The following is a 16,068-nucleotide window of genomic DNA, read 5'->3' as shown; positions in this document are numbered from 1 at the left end:
CGAGCCACTCACGACTCGACCGTGACGAGCCGCATGAGTGGATAGCCATCCTCGAGTTCCATCCGGGTGCGGACGGTGACGTCCTCGTGGACGATCCGCATCGTGACGTCCATGAGCGATCCCGTGAGTTCGGTGTAGCCGTTGCCGTGATCGATCGCCTCACGCACGCGATCGTCGTGAATCGTGACCGTCACCGATTCACAGAACGGCTGATTTTCGATCGACTCGGCCATCGCGCGCTCGAGGCTGCGCGTGTTCGCCGGACTCACGGGCGTGCCCGCGAACTGGTGATACAGCGATCCGAACTTGATCCCGGCCTCGAAGCAGGCTTGTTGGGCGTCGGTGGGCATTTTCCGGGACGATCGGCCGCCGATCGGTTATAAACCCCGGTCGGTGGGGACGGACGCAGTGTCCTGGAAGCGATCGCCCGGCGCGAACGCCGGTACACGTAAACCGGATCCGAACGTGGGTCCGATATGGCAGCGAAGTCGGCGTATCGCGACCGGCCGGAGGTGGAGGTCGCGATCCTCGATGCGCTCGTCGATCGTGGCGATGAGGGAATGACGGTGTTCGAGCTGCGAGCCGCCGTCGACGCCGATATCGACCGGATCGAGGAGGCACTCAGCAATCTGAAGGATGACGGACTGATCACCGTCGATCAAACGGAGACGCGCCTTCGCGTCCACCCACATGATCGCGTCGTCCCTGAGCCGACGCCGGAGCCGGGCGACCGGGGGCTGATAGAGCGGATCCGAACGAAGTTGGGGTTGTAAACACGTTCCGGGACCACCACATCCAGCGGGCTTTTGTCCCCGCCGCGACTCCCGATCGATATGACGTTGGTCAGTGGCGCACACACCGATCACGGGGCCGTCTTCGTCGAGCGCGGCGGGCGGGAGGTCGTCGAACAGTACGGCCGCCCCCAAAGCGTCGGGCGTGCGGTTCGAAACGGGGTCGGGACGATCGAGATGGGCTACGGGATCGCCGTCGTGAGCGGCGACGACCGCGTGGCGTTCGTTGACAACGCGGTCTCCAACCGCGTCCCCGAGAGGGATGGCGAGGGGGTCTACGCGCTGTTGCTCGATCCGCAAGGCGGGATCGAGACGGACATGTACGTCTATAACGCCGGCGAGCGCCTGCTTGTGTTCACCCCGCCGGATCGCATCGATCCCCTCGTCTCCGAGTGGCGCGAGAACGTGTTCATCCAGGACGTCGAGATACGGGACGCCTCCGGGGAGTTCGGCGTCTTCGGCGTTCACGGTCCGACGGCGACGGAGAAGATCGCTTCGGTGCTCAACGGAGCCGGAGCGCCGGAGCCCGCACTCACGTTCGTCCGGGGCACGATGGTCGATGCCGGCGTGACGGTGATCGCGAGCGATGCCCCGCTCGGGGAGGAGGGATACGAGGTCGTCTGCGCCGCAGAGGAGGCGCCTCGCGTGTTCGACACGCTTCTCACCCGCGGTCTGAACTCGGCTCCGTTCGGCTACCGAAGTTGGGACGCACTAACTGCGGAGGCCGGCACGCCGCTTTTCGAATACGAGTTGAGGGGCCGGATCCCCAACGTGGCGGGAATTCGCAATGCACTCGACTTCGAGAAGGGGTGTTACGTCGGTCAGGAGGTCGTCTCACGCGTGGAGAATCAGGGACGGCCGAGCCGCCAACTGATCGGAATCGACTTATCCGAGTCGACGGGTAAATCGAAAGGAGACGAGGATGCCGACGCGCCGATCCCGAGTACCGGCGCCGCGATCGTCGACGGCGATGCGGCGATCGGCGAACTCACGCGCGTGGTCGAGAGCCCGACGCTCGGCGGACCGATCGCACTCGGGTTCGTCGAGTACGGCGCGATCGAACCGGGAGCGCCGCTCGCGGTTCGTGCCGAGGGCGTCGACGTTCCGGCGACGCGGGCCGAACTCCCCTTCCACGAGGGAAGCGCGGGATCGTCTCGGCTGCCGAGATATTCCGAGTGAGGGAGTCTCCGACCGGTCCACGGGGAGAATTGAAGGAAGGAAGTCCTATGAAAACAGCTGTCTGAACTGCTCGCGGGAGAAGAACGAAGAGGGACGATCCATGTGGACGCCGATCTCCCCCGAGAGCGCACGAAGGCCGACGCGCTGGATCGGCTCGGGAAGCGAGTAACAGGCGCGAATCAGCTTGCCGAGACGTATCTCCGTGGCGAGCGTTTCACGCCAGGCCGATTCGTAGTCGGCGAGGGTGCTGGGGTCCGCGGGATCGATCCGGTCGGCAGCGGCATCGGCGGCGGTCATTCCGTAGAGAATTCCCCCGCCGGTGAATGGCTTCGTCTGGGCGGCCGCATCACCGATCAGGAACGCGCGGTCGCTCGTGACCGTCTCCGGCGGACCGATGGGGATCGCCCCCGAGCAGAAGTGGTCCGTTTCGACACCGTAGGCGTCCGTGAGCGCCTCGAACATGTCCGTCACGTCCGCGCTCGGCGGTGCCGCGAGCCCATACTCGACGCCTGCCTCGCCGCGAGGGATCCGCCAGGCGAAGAAGGTCGGCGCCGTGAGATGGACGTCGACGAAATCGCCGTCGTCGGGCGCCGCATCGAACGCAAGCACGCCGTGGAGCGTCTCCTCGGGTTCGGGGAGATCGAGGGAGCGACGGACGCGAGAAACGGGGCCGTCACAGCCGGCGACCATCCGAGCCTCGATCGTTTCGGTTCCGCCCCCTGTGGCCTCCGCGAGCGAGACCTCGAGAACGACCCGGTCGGATCGCTCGTCGATCCCGGTGACCGTGTGCCCCTCGCGAACGTCGGCACCGGCCTCACGGGCACACGCGGCCAGGATGCGATCGAGTTCCACCCGGTCGACGACGTTGGAGACCGCCTCGCGTTTGTAGAAGGGGTACGAACGCGACCCGGGACCGCCGACGTGAAATCGCGCGCCACGGACCCGGTTCTGAAGGAGGTCGGACTTTGCGGCGTCGGGAACGTATTCCCACAGATCCGTGGAGACGTGTCCCGAACAGGCAAGTGGGGTGCCGATCTCGCCTTTCTCCAGGGCGATGACGTCGTGGCCGGCCTCGGCGGCCCGGCGGGCAAATCGGGCACCGGCGGGGCCGACGCCGACCACGGCGAAATCGTACATACACCGAAAGAGAGGTTCCCGGCGGTAAAAGGGCTTTCTCGTCGGATCCGCGATCGCCGCAGTCGCCGGAGACGGGAACGCACGCGGACCCCCGAGACGAACCGCTGAAGTAGCCCGATTACCTACATAGGGGCAGTGTCAAAGCAGCTGGTGGACGTCGAAACGCTATTTCTTCACGGGGCGGGTAGTCACTACGTCGTCGCGGCGATCCGCGACGGCTCTCGTGTTCTCCAGGGTCGCCTGGAACTCAAGGACACCTCGGCCGGCCCCCGACCGGGGAAGTTCCACGCCGTTCGCGGGGATGAGACCGAGCCGCGCCGCCCCGAGGAGTTCGTAGAACTGGCACGGGGAGCCTCGCGGATCCGGATCTCCCAGCAGACCTCTCGGGAGGGACGCGAGCGACTCCGAGACGCCCTCGACGGCTATCAACTCGAGGCGGCCGTCGTGCGAACCTGTCGCCGCTGTGCGAACGACGGTCGGTACTCGCCGATCACCGAGGAGACGGCGATCGTCCACAACGACGAGCACATCTGTCCGGACTGTGCAAAACGGGAACTCGATCGCGAACTCTCGTTTGCCAGCGGTGCTGGCGGGACGAACGGCGGCGGGTTCACGAGTGCCGCCGAGGACCGCCTGGAGGAATTGCTCCTGGAGGTGCAGGACCTCGATCGGATCGCGAACCTACTTTCGGGCGGACTCGATCCCGATCTGACGAAATACGACGAGGTGTCGGCGACCGTCGACGACGTCAGTCCCGTCCGGACCGACGAACTCGATCTCCATCCCGAACTGGCCGATCGCACACAACGCCGTTTCGAGGAACTGCTTCCCGTCCAGAGCCTCGCGGTGCGAAACGGGCTGTTGGATGGACAAGACCAACTCGTCGTAAGCGCCACCGCGACCGGCAAGACGCTCATCGGCGAACTGGCCGGGATCGACCGGGCCCTGAAAGGAGACGGGAAACTCCTGTTCCTCGTCCCGCTCGTCGCACTCGCCAATCAGAAACACGAGGACTTGACGGAGCGATACGGCGACCGCCTCGACGTCACGATCCGTGTCGGATCCTCGCGGATCGACGACGACGGGACCCGGTTCGACCCGAGCGCGGACGTGATCGTCGGGACCTACGAGGGGATCGACCACGCGCTACGGACCGGCAAGGATCTCGGCGACGTCGGGACGGTCGTGATCGACGAGGTCCACACCCTCAAGGAGGGCGAGCGCGGCCACCGCCTCGATGGGCTCATCTCGCGGCTGAAGTACTACAGCGAGCAGCGTGCCGCAAAGCGGAGGAGCTACGACGGGGCCCAGTGGGTCTATCTGTCGGCAACCGTCGGGAACCCCAACTGGCTCGCCTCGAAATTGGAGGCGACGCTCATCGAGTTCGAGGAGCGGCCCGTGCCGATCGAACGCCACGTCACGTTCGCCGACGGCCGCGAGAAGACCCGGATCGCGAACAAGCTCGTCAGGCGCGAGTTCGATCGCGAATCCTCGAAGGGGTATCGCGGCCAGACGATCATCTTTACCAACTCCCGCCGCCGGTGTCACGAGATCAGCCGGAAACTCGAGTACGCCTCGGCCCCCTATCACGCCGGTCTCGAGTATGGCCGCCGCAAGCAGGTCGAACGGCAGTTCCTCAATCAGGATCTGTCGGCGGTCGTCACCACGGCGGCGCTGGCAGCCGGCGTCGACTTTCCCGCCTCACAGGTGATCTTCGACTCGCTGGCGATGGGGATCGAGTGGCTCTCGGTTCAGGAGTTCTCCCAGATGCTCGGGCGGGCGGGCCGGCCCGACTACCACGACCGCGGCACCGTCTACTTGCTCGTCGAGCCCGACTGTAGCTACCACAACTCGATGGAACGGACCGAAGACGAGGTCGCGTTCGGCCTGTTGAAAGGCGAGATGGAGGACGTCGCGACGATCTACGACGAAACCGCCGCCGTCGAGGAGACGCTTGCGAACGTGACCGTCGCCGGCAACCACGCAAAGCGTCTCAACGACCGGATGATCGGCGACGTCCCGACCAAACACGCGGTCGGCAGGCTGTTGGAGTGGAACTTCATCGACGGGTTCGATCCGACGCCGCTGGGAAGAGCGATCACTCGGCACTTCCTCTCGCCGTCGGATGCGTTCTTCATCCTCGACGGGATCCGGAACGGAACGGATCCGTACGAGATCGTCGCCGATCTGGAGCTCCGCGAGGACGACCGATAGGCGACCCCCGAACAGTCGGTCACGGGGATCGCGAACGAAACCCTTTAGCGCGTGATCGCAGTAGTAGGAGGCGAGGGACCGTGGGTTAGCCTGGTATACTTCGGGCCTTGGGTGCCCGTGACCCCGGTTCGAATCCGGGCGGTCCCATACCGTTGCTGTGGTGTGAGTTATCCCCGAGCGCCGCAAGCATGCGTCGAGATCATCGGCGGCGATCGGTTGTCGGCGCTCGATCGGCGTCGCCGCTGGATCACTCGTTCGATCCGATCGGGCTCAAGCGAGCGACGTCGGGGTCCGCAGCGGACGCAAGGAAGGGATCCCCGCGCCGGGTTTCGAAATCCTTTTGTCCGGAATGGGCGTTGGTTCGGGTGCACGCCGCCTTAGCTCAGATTGGGAGAGCACTCGACTGAAGATCGAGCTGTCCCCGGTTCAAATCCGGGAGGCGGCATTAGACTCAGAGTTCAAATGCCTGTGAGCGCGGGATGCGCGCGCCAGGCTTCCTTCGGATAGTCACGTTCGTCAGCTGCGTGGGAGCGATCTCGCCTCTGGATCAAAGTATAAGCGTTCCCACGAGGCGCAACAACTCCATCGACGAGACGGCTATGTCTTCCACGGGTCACCAAGGACCGCTCACGTGAACAGGAATCAGTTAACAAACAGATTCAACCCAATGTGAGGTACCATCAGAGTCGGTTTTTCGGTATTTCAGGGCTGGAAACACGGACTGCCATTATAGGTGAACGACAGCTGTAGCAACTCGCATGGCCCTCGAACTCGCTCAAACAGATTCCACCACCGAAACCGATGAGTTCCCTTACGTCAGTCAGGAGAGTCTGGTTCTCAGGAACTACGACGGCACTGAGGCAAACGAGGTGACCATTCGACTCGTTGATTCGGACGAATCAGTCACCTTCGACGGGACGTATGCCCTACGGCCAGGATCGTCAAAAAGTATCCACGTTCGGCTCGATCGTGGCGTGTACGTCGTCGAGGCCTGTCTCAATGGGGGGAAAACGGACCGTGCCGAATGCCTGATCGGTAGCGGTCCCGACGAGACGGCACTCGTAGAAGTCGGAAATGGCCTGGTAAGCGTCGTTGAAGGCGTGATCTAACCTACGAGGCTGAATCAACTCCGATATACACTGTACTCCCCCCGCTATGAGCTGGATCACGTCGGGCATTCAAGTGACAAATCGAAGAATCGGACCTCGAATCGCAGCAGGGATCTTAATCGCGGCTGGCCTCTGGATCTGGCTTAACCTCATTCAAACGGTTATGGGATCAGCGAACCCATTGATTCTGACTGGTTTCCCAGTTGTTCGAGATGTCCTCATTCAACTGCTCCGCGTCCCCTATGCGGTAGGAATCGCAGCCGCTGCAGTCCGGATTCTGGGTGTTTCGTCGCCTTTCGAATGGATGGGTATTCGACGCCCCGTTGGCTGGGAGTGGGGGTACATGCTTCTGGGGGTGGTTTTTATGGTCGTCACGCTAATCGGATCGCTCTTACTGCTCCAAGCTCTCGGATTAGAGCGGACAACGACGGGGTCGTCACTCGCTACGACCGTCCTCTACTCGCGGACAATTACGCTTCTCGTCCTTGTTGGTCCGGCTGAGGAATTGATCTTCCGCGGTGTGATTCAACGTGGTCTGCGTGATACCCTCGGGGGCTGGCCGTCAATCCTCATTGCCGGGTTTGTATTCGGATTCGGTCACATTGACCTCGCGGCGACGACCCCGGGCGACATTCTCTGGCTCGTCGCTCTTTCGGGTCTCGGTGTCATCTTGGGATGGGTGTACGAACGAACTGACAACCTCGTCGTTCCGGCGCTCGCACACGGCGGGTTCAATTCACTCACGACTACTCTGCCATTACTACTCGGGTGAGTATAGCGCTGCAGAGGCTTTCTTCAGAACGAAACTGGCTACGTGTTTTAACTTCTGGCACGACCAACTGACGAATAATGCTCCGAAAACTGCTCACCACGATCTGTGCTGTGGAGGTTCTTGCACCCGACGCTCTCATCGATACTGCCGAGCAGATGGCTCTGGAGAATCCAGACGAGTGTGAGTTGCAGTCGTGGGTTCTCCCCGGCGCTCGTTTTGAGGGGTTGGCATTCTTGATTATGATGTGGCGAAGCGAAGCCTCGTATTCGTCGTTCAAGAAGTTCCTCGGAATTATTGGAATGCTCGCATAGCTCTACCCGCGTAGTTACGTGGACTACGGTGCCAAATTAGCGTACAGAGACACCTCAACCTGCGAGTGGAAACCGTGGGTGTATACAGGGACTCGTCTCGTGGGGCTTCTCTACGTTCTCATTGCTCTCGGTGAACTTCGGAAGACGGAATGATTCTGCGTTACTTGTGTGGTGGTGTGTTTCGCACGCGGAAACTGTCCCTTTTTGTTTACCGTAGTTGAGCGTCGATGCTGACCTGATATGGTCGTGCCTCAGCTGAAGATAGGTTTGACCTCAACCAACGACCTGCAACCCCAGCAGAGGTCCTCCACGCACGTGGATGGACTTGCCTTCAAGATGGGGAATCGTACTAAGCGAATCGACAGAGGGATCGTTACATCAGATGGTGGTTTGAGATGACGGTACAGACCGACGGCTCACTCGAATTGCGTATCGAGAACTTGGACAAGCACTTTGGTGAGACGTTGGCGCTCCGGAATGTCGATCTCACACTGGATACCGGGGTCACTGGTCTCCTCGGATCCAATGGCGCGGGAAAATCGACGCTAATGCGGATTGTAACCGGCGTTATTGACCCGACCGAGGGAACCGTCTACTGGAATGGCACCGACGTGACGGACAAGCCGCAGGTAATCCGTCAGGATGTCGGCTATCTGCCACAGGATTTCGGTGTCTATCCGAACCTAACTGCGAGAGAGTTCCTCTCGTATCTCGCTGCCATTCGTGGTCTCAATAACCCCGATGATCGGATTACCGATCTCCTTGAGCTGGTTAATCTCAGTGATGTACATGAGAAGCGACTTGGTGATTTCTCCGGTGGAATGCGCCAACGTGTCGGTATCGCGCAGGCCCTACTCTCTGACCCAGACCTGTTGATCGTCGACGAACCGACGGTCGGGCTCGACCCAACAGAACGTGTCCGATTTCGAAATGTCCTCGCTGATCTTGCAGATGAACGCGTGGTCGTCCTCTCGACGCATATCGTTCCCGATGTCGAAGCCACTGCCAACGATGTCGCCGTCCTCCACAACGGTCACCTTCGCGCACACACCTCACCCAGCGAATTAATCGCTCGCGCCACTGGAACGGTCTGGGAGTGGACAGCACCGAGTGCAGATCTCGCCGCCCTCCGCCGCGAGTACACCGTCAGTAGTACAAGCCACGGCCAAGACGGTGTCCGCGTCCGAATTATTGCCGATACACAGCCCACGTCCGAAGCGACATCTGTTGAACCGACGCTTGAAGACGCATATCTCGCCCTCCTAGCGGAGGATCGGTCGTCATGACTCGATGTCGAGCCATCCTTGGTGTCGCGCTCGCAGACTTTCGAGAACGTTCGCGGTCGCTGACGCTTCTCGTCGTTCCAGTGGTGATCGCGTATTTCGTCAAGCTCGCAACCGTGGACGCAACGCTCTATGTCGCCGGTCAGTACACGGGAACACCGAATGCCGCATGGTTTGGCGGTGTCGTCGCTGGAATTGCGACGCTCGTCTTCCTGCTGTTCGGCTATCCACTCACTACTGGGAGTATCAGACGGGATCGAGAAACAGGGGTCGGCGAACTACTCGCGGCCTCGCCACTCTCGAACACGAGCTATCTACTCGGAAAGTGGCTCAGTAACTTCGCTGTCTTAACTGTCGCCACCACAATACTTGTAGCAGCGACCACTGTCTCGTTCCTCCTTCAGGGAACCGGTTCCCTGAACCTCGCCGCACTCATCTCTCCGTTCCTCCTCCTGACGATGCCGACGATGGCCGTCGTCGCCGCAGCTGCCGTCTGTTTTGAAACAATCAGCCCACTGCGCGGAACGCTCGGCACTGTGGTCTATTTCGTGTCTGTGTTCGCTCTCATTGTCGCAAGTGTCCCGCCGCACTCGCCACTCGATTTCACCGGACTCGTCGCTCTCCGCGAAAGTATGGCCTCGTCTATCGCCACACAGTATTCGGGATTTGAAGGACCGGTCGGAAGCTTTGCGTACTCAACGGGACGAAGCGGCGTTGAAACCTTCACTTGGAGTGGGCTTGAGTGGACCCCGGGGATTTTCGTCTCTCGGCTCCCCGTTTTGGGAACCGCGTTCGCTCTACTCGTCGTTGCTGGTGTCACGTTCGACCGATTCGGGGAGTCAGGCGATGGATCGCGTAGCGATTCAAGCCCTATAGATGATAATGAGGAGGTAGCCGGAGCATCATCAACGGAAGCAGGAGAACTACATATCTCCCCAGATGATCTTTCGCTTACCCCCGTCACGATTGGCACGTTCTCGTTACTTCCCGTATTCCTCGGAGAACTTCGCCTTTCGCTCCGCGGCCGAGCGTGGTGGTGGTATCTCAGCTATGTCGCCGGATTCGTCGCTACCGCCGTCGCTCCACTCTACACAGTCCGTTCACTGGTCGTACCAATCTCGCTTCTTCTCCTGCTCCCTCTTTGGTCTCATCTTGGCACGCGAGAACGACGGTACCGAACTGAAGAACTCGTCTTCGTCACGGGTGGTCCTACTCGATTACTTGGCGTCTCCTACCTCATCGGCGCGTTCGCAGGCATCACACTCGTCCTGCCTGCGCTACTTCGATTCATAACCACGGGTATGTGGCCAGCAGTCGCTGGCGTCCTCATAGGTGTTCTCTCCCTGCCGGCGGCAGCGGTCGCGCTCGGTGTCTGGACAGGACGTCCCCGAATTTTCGAACTGGGATATCTCGTGGCATGGTACGTTGGTCCGATGAATAACTTCCGCCCACTCGACTACGTCGGCGCACACATTACTACTCTCACGATTCCAGCCATCTATCTCGGACTTACCGTTCTCGCGTTGGGGACAGCAGCCGTTGGTCGGAGTCATCAGTGGGGATAGGCACGGTGGTCCGTCGAGTGGCAGACACCAATTGCTCATCCGCGATCAGGGATAGTCTGCAATCGTTTCTGTAGTTGCTCCTGGGATGCGTGGTTCTGGTACCGAGGAAGAGAGGTATTCCCGTCCGTAATATGAGACAAGTCCAGCTACGAGGAGTACTGACAGAAGCTCGGGAGTGTACTGGGCGAGCCTTCCGATGTCTCCGACCGGTGTAATGAGTGGGGGAAGGTTCCCGAGCGAGTGAGCGAGCATCGGAAACAGGAGTCCGCCACTGGTGCTGTTGAACAACCACGCGTAGATGATCGACTCAACAACGAGGGTGAACAAGTAGCTCGTCCAGAACCCGGAGGCGTCGTAGGCTGCAACGTCGATGAGATAGAACAAGGGGAGATGCCAGAGCGCCCACGCGATCCCGATTCCGGTTGCCGCTGTTAGTGCCGTATAGCGTTCTTGGAGTCTTGGTTGGGCGAATCCTCGCCACCCAAACTCTTCGAGTGAGCCCGCGAGAAACAGGACCACAAGGAATCCAACGATATAGTGCCACCACGGTGACGGCGCAATCTGGATGTCACCACCGTTGAACAGGTGCACGACGCTCACAGCAAGGGTGCCATTAAGAACAAACGGTAAAACGACCGCTAAGACGTACCACCGGGGTTTGACTCGCCACTTCGTAACTTGGCCGAAATACGTCCGTAAATCTCCGTCGCTTGCCCATGTCACAGTAACTCCTGCGATCAATGGCCCCCACGCTCGAACGAGCCCCCGAACCAGGATTCCTGGAGATGACCCTACCGTCAGGAAGACGATGCTATCATATACCCACGACCATCCGAATGCGATGAGGAAAAACGATACAAGCTGGTGTCGCCGGATTGTCTCACGAAGGTGCATCGATATGATACGTGCTTCTACAACGGCGAGTATGTCTGTTGGGTGGGCGTTACAGACTGAGAAACACTGAGTTCCCCTTTACTGTTCTACTACTTCGAACAAGAGCTATGGAATTCAACTTCAATGGACCATCCGGGCCGCTACAGATCACACTCGCGCTGATCGTCGGGCTTGGAGCAGTGGGATACGGTGGATACAGTTATTCGGCTCAATCCGCGGCGTTAGACTCCACAGAGACCGTAGACGCCACTATCGTCTCTACCTCGATCGAACGGATCGACGAACGACGGGGAACGGACGACTATAGCCCTCAAGCGACCTTCAACTATACCTTCAACGGAGAACCCTATACGTCCTCGAACATGTACCCGGGCGACGTCTCACACGAATTCGGAACCAAAGAAAAGGCGAGCGCGCAATTAGAGGGCTACGAGACGGGAGCCACGGTGACGGCGTACGTGCCCACAGATTCTCCGGACAATGCTTTCCTCAAGCACGAGAGTAGCAATAAACCACTATACATCCTCGGACTTGGTGGTATTGTCGTACTCAGTACCCTCGCCTCCATCATTCGAAGCTAACTCTCTTCGACTGAATAATAGAACAAACCGTTCATATGGTGAGATGAGACGGCGGATGAGTGAGGAGCTGTTTTTACGATGGGGTTGTGAACTCGATATATGATGATCCCGCTTTGGGAGGGATTCTTGGCCCTGCTATTGCTGTCCGGGATTGGGTTGTGCTGGATTGGCGTCTTTAGTTATCGACGATGGGATGAGCCAGGTACTGGTTCATTTGCAGCTGTGGCAATCATACTTGGCGTTGGAGCTATCAGCGCCTTCTTGGTAATCATTACTGGGAATGCGGACGTTCCTGAAACGAATGTTCCATTATGGACAGACATCGGGCTCATCGCGTGGGCAGTTGCAATGGTTCCGTGGTTTCTCTTTGCCCTCAAGTACACTGGCCGTAAAATCGACTTTGGCTGGCGAACCGTCCTTGCAGTTTCTGTGCCTGTTGCCGGTATCGGTTTAATCGTTGTGTTGCGCGTAGCCGAGTTCGGTGGGGTGAATGTCATAGCCAATCTGGTCGGAACGTTCTCGCTACTGTATATCGTCGCCCTTGCTGCTGTCGGGTGTTACTTACTCTTACGTACGACCTACGAGTACGGACATCTCTCGTTGTCGCAGGGGGTCAGTCTATCAGTGGCCGGTATCGCACCCCTCGTTCTGGTTAATTCGACCAGTATGATGGCTGGCGAAACAAGGGATCTACTCGTCTTTGGCGTGTTCGCGGTGGCATACGTGTTGCCAGCTGGGGGTCTCTCGCTGGCCGTGTTCCGGTACCAGATGTTCGAGTCAACACCTGCTATCGGTGCACTCGGCGAACGCGCCATCCCGCGTGAAACCGACGACCTCATAATCGTCGTTGACCGTGACGATCGGATTATAAAACTCAACGAAGCAGCCGCAGAGACGCTTACTGATTCACCAAGCCGGCCACTTGGTGAGTCATTCGAGACACTGACCAGTTTCTCGGTTTCGTCGCTTAAGCAAGCTGAGACAGTGGAACTGGAAACAAACACTGGCAGGCGAAAATTCGACCCACAAGTGACTTCATTCACCGACCAGCACGATCGTCAGCTCGGCTCCCTTCTCAGTCTGCGTGACGTCACGGGACGAGAGCTCCGCAAACAGCGCCTCGAAGTACTGAACCGCGTTCTCAGACACAACCTTCGCAACAGGATAGACGTAATAAAGAGCAATACGGAGGCCCTCACCGACGAGATCGACAGCGACTACGCCACCGCGATTGGAAACTCGGCAGACGAACTCGCGGATCTCAGCACTACAGCGCGCGCAATGGACAAACTGCTTTCTCGCCAACTAACTGCATCACACGGCGATTTAACTGATGCCATCCGAGATCTAATACCTAGGGACACTGACGTGGCGGTAACGCTCAATGCTCCAGACACGGCAGCATTGGACACCGACTGGGAAGTCCTCCGTACTGCACTCAAGAGTGCAATCGAGAACGCTATCAAACACGCAGAGGAGTCAGTCACCATCGCAGTTGAACCGCTTCCCGATGGCTTTTCAATCAGAATCAGTGACGACGGACCGGGGATCCCAGACTCCGAGCTCGCGTCGCTCAACGCCGAAACCGAAACCTCGCTTCAACACAGCACCGGGCTCGACCTGTGGCAACTCAAATGGAGCGTCACCAAGCTCAACGGTGACCTCTCTTTCGACGTTACAGATGGGACAACCATCCGAATCGAAGTCCTCGATCGATCTGTGTGACTATCTTGTCCGGTATCAAGAGTGAGGCGTCTCGCACCAATTATTGTCCGAAGTGGTGAGCGTGTCTCTCGAATTCAGACACAGCTACTCCTGTTTTCGGTAGTGCTGAGCGAACAGTTCCGCAAAAATCCCAGCAAGGGGAATGAGATTAGCCACGGTCCCAGTGAGTTCATACATCGGAATCAGTTGAAACAACGCGCGCGAGATTCCGCCGAGAATAAGCAAACAACCCGCAACCAGACTCAGAGGGTTGGTTCTTCCGTAAAGATATACCCGAGAGCCTCCCCAGATAAGGAGGCCCAACGGGAAGAACCACCGAATAACGTTTCGAAGTGGGGGATACAGAGTCACCGTCCCCGCGACAAGGAACACACCGAGGAGTTGTATCAAAACCCGACCGAGAGGGCGCTCCCAAATATTCTGTACAAATTTCAGCATTCTTCGTAGTGGATCAGTTCAGTCCTGTTCCGATAAAGTATCTCCGGGCCGTCAGTAGACCGTTCCGTTGTTGTAATCCTCGGAGGTAATGCTAGCCGGATTTAGTTTTCTCCGGCGTGTTCTTCGTACGGTTGAACGACGACGTAGCCGGAGTCGCCATCGAAGTTCATCTGGAATCGCTCGCCGGATTCCTGACCGATCATATCGGAGAGATTCTTGTTGACCTGAACGTTCGGTGAGGTCCCACTCCAAGCGACCGTTGCACTCGGGTCGGTCGAAACCAGTGGTTCCAGAACGATCGGATCGGCGTGCGTGGTGATGGCGACGTACCCGGGGCCTTCGAGGAAGACGTTCGTGAACCCACCGGCGAATGCTCCGGCGAGCGTGTCCATCGAGGAAATTTCGTATGAAACACTGGGGTCGAACGCGAGGACATCCTCGCCGTTCACCGTGATTGAATCGTCGGCACCGAGTTCGAGGAGCTGGACTTTTTTCTCCCTATCGGCGAGATAGGCGTGTCCCTGACCTTCGATGGACATAACCGGCGTTCCTTCGCCGGTCGCAGCCTGCTTGATGAACCCGGTAATCCCGCCCTCTGCGGATGCTTTCCCGGTGAACGATAGATCGCCCGTGAACGCGATCATCGAACCTGCTTTCGCTTGTACTGCCCCGTCGACGGCGACGTCGAGTGTGTAACTATTTTCCAGTTGGAACGGTGCATCGGTCTCCGTCGTGATGTGCTCGGATGCGAATTGCTCAATATCCATGGTTACGAAGTCTGCTTTGACTGACTTCGTTAGCGATTCTTGGGGGAACCGTGTTAATCGAGGGGCTGTGTTTCCGAGCCAGAATCGGCAAGTAACACTATACGTCTCTCCGAACCAACGATGGAATATGCGCGGTTATCGAAACGCTCTCAATCGATGGATCAACCAGCGACCATCGATCTTGATAAACATCGCCTGGCACGTTATAGGAGTGTAAGGCTTCGATGACAGACGATCACAGTATTGCAATCGCGCTTGACGAATTTCCGGGTCCAGTCATCGCTTATACTGTAGAAGATGGCGTACCTCGTATCACAGCACTCAACGATGCCTCTACGTCGGTTTTTGAGAGTATCTCGTCCGGAAAGCCGGTCGCAACCATATTCGATCAGTTTAACGTTGTCAGCTCAACAGGTAGCGAGGAGCCGGTAAAACACCTCATTCACAGCGATCCTGTCGGTATTTATCTCGACGGAATCGGTGAGGAAGGACCATTCTTCGCTCGGATAATCATTGCTGACGATGACTCCGGTTACCTTGTTTTCTCAGATTTAACTGAGTGCCTCGATATCGCGGAGACACCTGCTATCGACCAGGTTAGCAGTGTGATCAGCCACGACCTACGTAATCCGTTAGACGTCGCCAAAGCGCACCTCAGAGCAGCACGGGAGACTGGAGATGCCGAGCACTTCGACGCCGTAGCCGACGCCCACGACCGGATGGAGCAGATAATCCGAGACGTACTCACCATTACCCGAGATCAGACTGCTGTGGATCCGTCGGAGAACGTCTCAATCGAATCCGCTGCAAAGGATGCATGGCAATCTGTCGATACTGATCATGCGGCTCTGAATATTCGGGAGGAACTGCCGACTGCCACTGCCGACGCTGACCGTCTTCAGAGACTGTTCGAGAATTTGTTCCGGAATGCCATCGAACACGGTTCGGACATCGACGATCGATTGAGGAAATCAGAACAGGAGACCGATTCAGGAGGTGAGGTGGTTGTCTCCATTGGTAGGTTGGAGGATGGCTTCTACGTCGCTGATGACGGTCAAGGAATCCCTTCGGAAGAACAGAGCCAGGTGTTCGATCCGGGCTACTCAACCCGGGACGGCGGAACAGGCCTCGGGCTTGCAATAGTCGATCGCATCGTCGCTGCCCACGGCTGGGAGTTGACGCTCATGACCGCCACGAACGGTGGTGCACGGTTCGAGATCCGCTTCTGACTCCGATGACGTACCCTGTCGTCAGAACCAATAGACCATTATCGAACGAACACGGTGCTAGTAGCTATGGATG

15 protein-coding genes and 2 tRNA genes are annotated in these 16,068 nt (G+C 58.6%); 13 read left to right on the top strand and 4 right to left on the bottom strand.

The features are described from left to right. Positions 1–8: 8 nt before the first annotated feature. Positions 9–350, bottom strand: a complete 342-nt coding sequence (locus ACERIT_RS05375) for a dihydroneopterin aldolase family protein (protein WP_373673809.1) — start codon at positions 348–350, stop codon at positions 9–11. A gap of 126 nt (positions 351–476) precedes the next feature. Here ACERIT_RS05375 and ACERIT_RS05370 point away from each other — a divergent pair, with 126 nt between their 5' ends. Together ACERIT_RS05370 and ACERIT_RS05365 are read left to right on the top strand one after the other, a co-directional pair. Then, a complete protein-coding gene (locus tag ACERIT_RS05370) occupies positions 477–773 on the top strand; it encodes a DUF6432 family protein (protein WP_373673808.1) in 297 nt (98 codons plus the stop codon). 60 nt (positions 774–833) lie between these two features. After that, positions 834–1,970: an aminomethyltransferase family protein gene (locus ACERIT_RS05365; protein WP_373673807.1), complete on the top strand. Its 1,137-nt coding sequence runs from the start codon at positions 834–836 to the stop codon at positions 1,968–1,970. A gap of 45 nt (positions 1,971–2,015) precedes the next feature. On the opposite strand, the gene ACERIT_RS05360 is transcribed toward ACERIT_RS05365, so the two are convergent. Then, complete coding sequence (locus ACERIT_RS05360) at positions 2,016–3,107, bottom strand: geranylgeranyl reductase family protein (RefSeq protein ID WP_373673806.1); 1,092 nt, start codon at positions 3,105–3,107, stop codon at positions 2,016–2,018. Positions 3,108–3,242: 135 nt separating this feature from the next. Between ACERIT_RS05360 and ACERIT_RS05355 the strand changes: the two genes are divergently transcribed. The 8 genes from ACERIT_RS05355 to ACERIT_RS05320 all read left to right on the top strand — a co-directional run bounded on the left by ACERIT_RS05355 (position 3,243) and on the right by ACERIT_RS05320 (position 10,361). Beyond that, positions 3,243–5,321, top strand: a complete 2,079-nt coding sequence (locus ACERIT_RS05355) for a DEAD/DEAH box helicase (RefSeq protein WP_373673805.1) — start codon at positions 3,243–3,245, stop codon at positions 5,319–5,321. A 74-nt stretch (positions 5,322–5,395) separates the two neighbouring features. After that, positions 5,396–5,468: transfer RNA gene (locus tag ACERIT_RS05350), tRNA-Pro, on the top strand. A 224-nt stretch (positions 5,469–5,692) separates the two neighbouring features. Next, positions 5,693–5,766: transfer RNA gene (locus tag ACERIT_RS05345), tRNA-Phe, on the top strand. A gap of 313 nt (positions 5,767–6,079) precedes the next feature. Next, on the top strand, positions 6,080–6,430 hold the full coding sequence (locus ACERIT_RS05340) for a hypothetical protein (protein ID WP_373673804.1): 351 nt from the start codon (positions 6,080–6,082) through the stop codon (positions 6,428–6,430). 364 nt (positions 6,431–6,794) lie between these two features. Continuing rightward, on the top strand, positions 6,795–7,202 hold the full coding sequence (locus ACERIT_RS05335; RefSeq protein ID WP_373673803.1) for a lysostaphin resistance A-like protein: 408 nt from the start codon (positions 6,795–6,797) through the stop codon (positions 7,200–7,202). A gap of 77 nt (positions 7,203–7,279) precedes the next feature. After that, complete coding sequence (locus ACERIT_RS05330; RefSeq protein WP_373673802.1) at positions 7,280–7,513, top strand: hypothetical protein; 234 nt, start codon at positions 7,280–7,282, stop codon at positions 7,511–7,513. A gap of 395 nt (positions 7,514–7,908) precedes the next feature. Then, positions 7,909–8,799 (top strand): ABC transporter ATP-binding protein, encoded by an 891-nt coding sequence (locus ACERIT_RS05325; RefSeq protein ID WP_373673801.1) that lies wholly within the window; start codon positions 7,909–7,911, stop codon positions 8,797–8,799. After that, positions 8,796–10,361, top strand: a complete 1,566-nt coding sequence (locus ACERIT_RS05320; RefSeq protein ID WP_373673800.1) for an ABC transporter permease — start codon at positions 8,796–8,798, stop codon at positions 10,359–10,361. Before ACERIT_RS05325 ends, ACERIT_RS05320 begins: the two co-directional genes overlap by 4 nt. Before the next feature lie 45 nt (positions 10,362–10,406). Here the strand turns inward: ACERIT_RS05320 and ACERIT_RS05315 are convergent, their stop codons facing one another. After that, positions 10,407–10,961, bottom strand: a complete 555-nt coding sequence (locus tag ACERIT_RS05315; protein ID WP_373673799.1) for a type II CAAX prenyl endopeptidase Rce1 family protein — start codon at positions 10,959–10,961, stop codon at positions 10,407–10,409. Positions 10,962–11,362: 401 nt separating this feature from the next. Between ACERIT_RS05315 and ACERIT_RS05310 the strand changes: the two genes are divergently transcribed. Continuing rightward, positions 11,363–11,836, top strand: coding sequence for a DUF3592 domain-containing protein (locus ACERIT_RS05310; protein WP_373673798.1), 474 nt, complete (start codon positions 11,363–11,365; stop codon positions 11,834–11,836). 99 nt (positions 11,837–11,935) lie between these two features. Then, positions 11,936–13,561: an ATP-binding protein gene (locus ACERIT_RS05305; RefSeq protein ID WP_373673797.1), complete on the top strand. Its 1,626-nt coding sequence runs from the start codon at positions 11,936–11,938 to the stop codon at positions 13,559–13,561. A 539-nt stretch (positions 13,562–14,100) separates the two neighbouring features. On the opposite strand, the gene ACERIT_RS05300 is transcribed toward ACERIT_RS05305, so the two are convergent. Further along, positions 14,101–14,766, bottom strand: a complete 666-nt coding sequence (locus ACERIT_RS05300) for an AIM24 family protein (protein ID WP_373673796.1) — start codon at positions 14,764–14,766, stop codon at positions 14,101–14,103. A 224-nt stretch (positions 14,767–14,990) separates the two neighbouring features. Between ACERIT_RS05300 and ACERIT_RS05295 the strand changes: the two genes are divergently transcribed. Continuing rightward, positions 14,991–15,995 carry a sensor histidine kinase gene (locus ACERIT_RS05295; RefSeq protein WP_373673795.1) on the top strand — a complete coding sequence of 335 codons (1,005 nt, stop codon included), beginning with the start codon at positions 14,991–14,993 and terminating at the stop codon, positions 15,993–15,995. The last annotated feature ends 73 nt before the right edge of the window (positions 15,996–16,068 follow it).

The organism is Halopenitus sp. H-Gu1 (assembly GCF_041821145.1).
Lineage (GTDB): Archaea > Halobacteriota > Halobacteria > Halobacteriales > Haloferacaceae > Halopenitus.
Note: the sequence above shows the minus strand (reverse complement) of the source record. Positions and strands in the feature narration are given on the sequence as shown.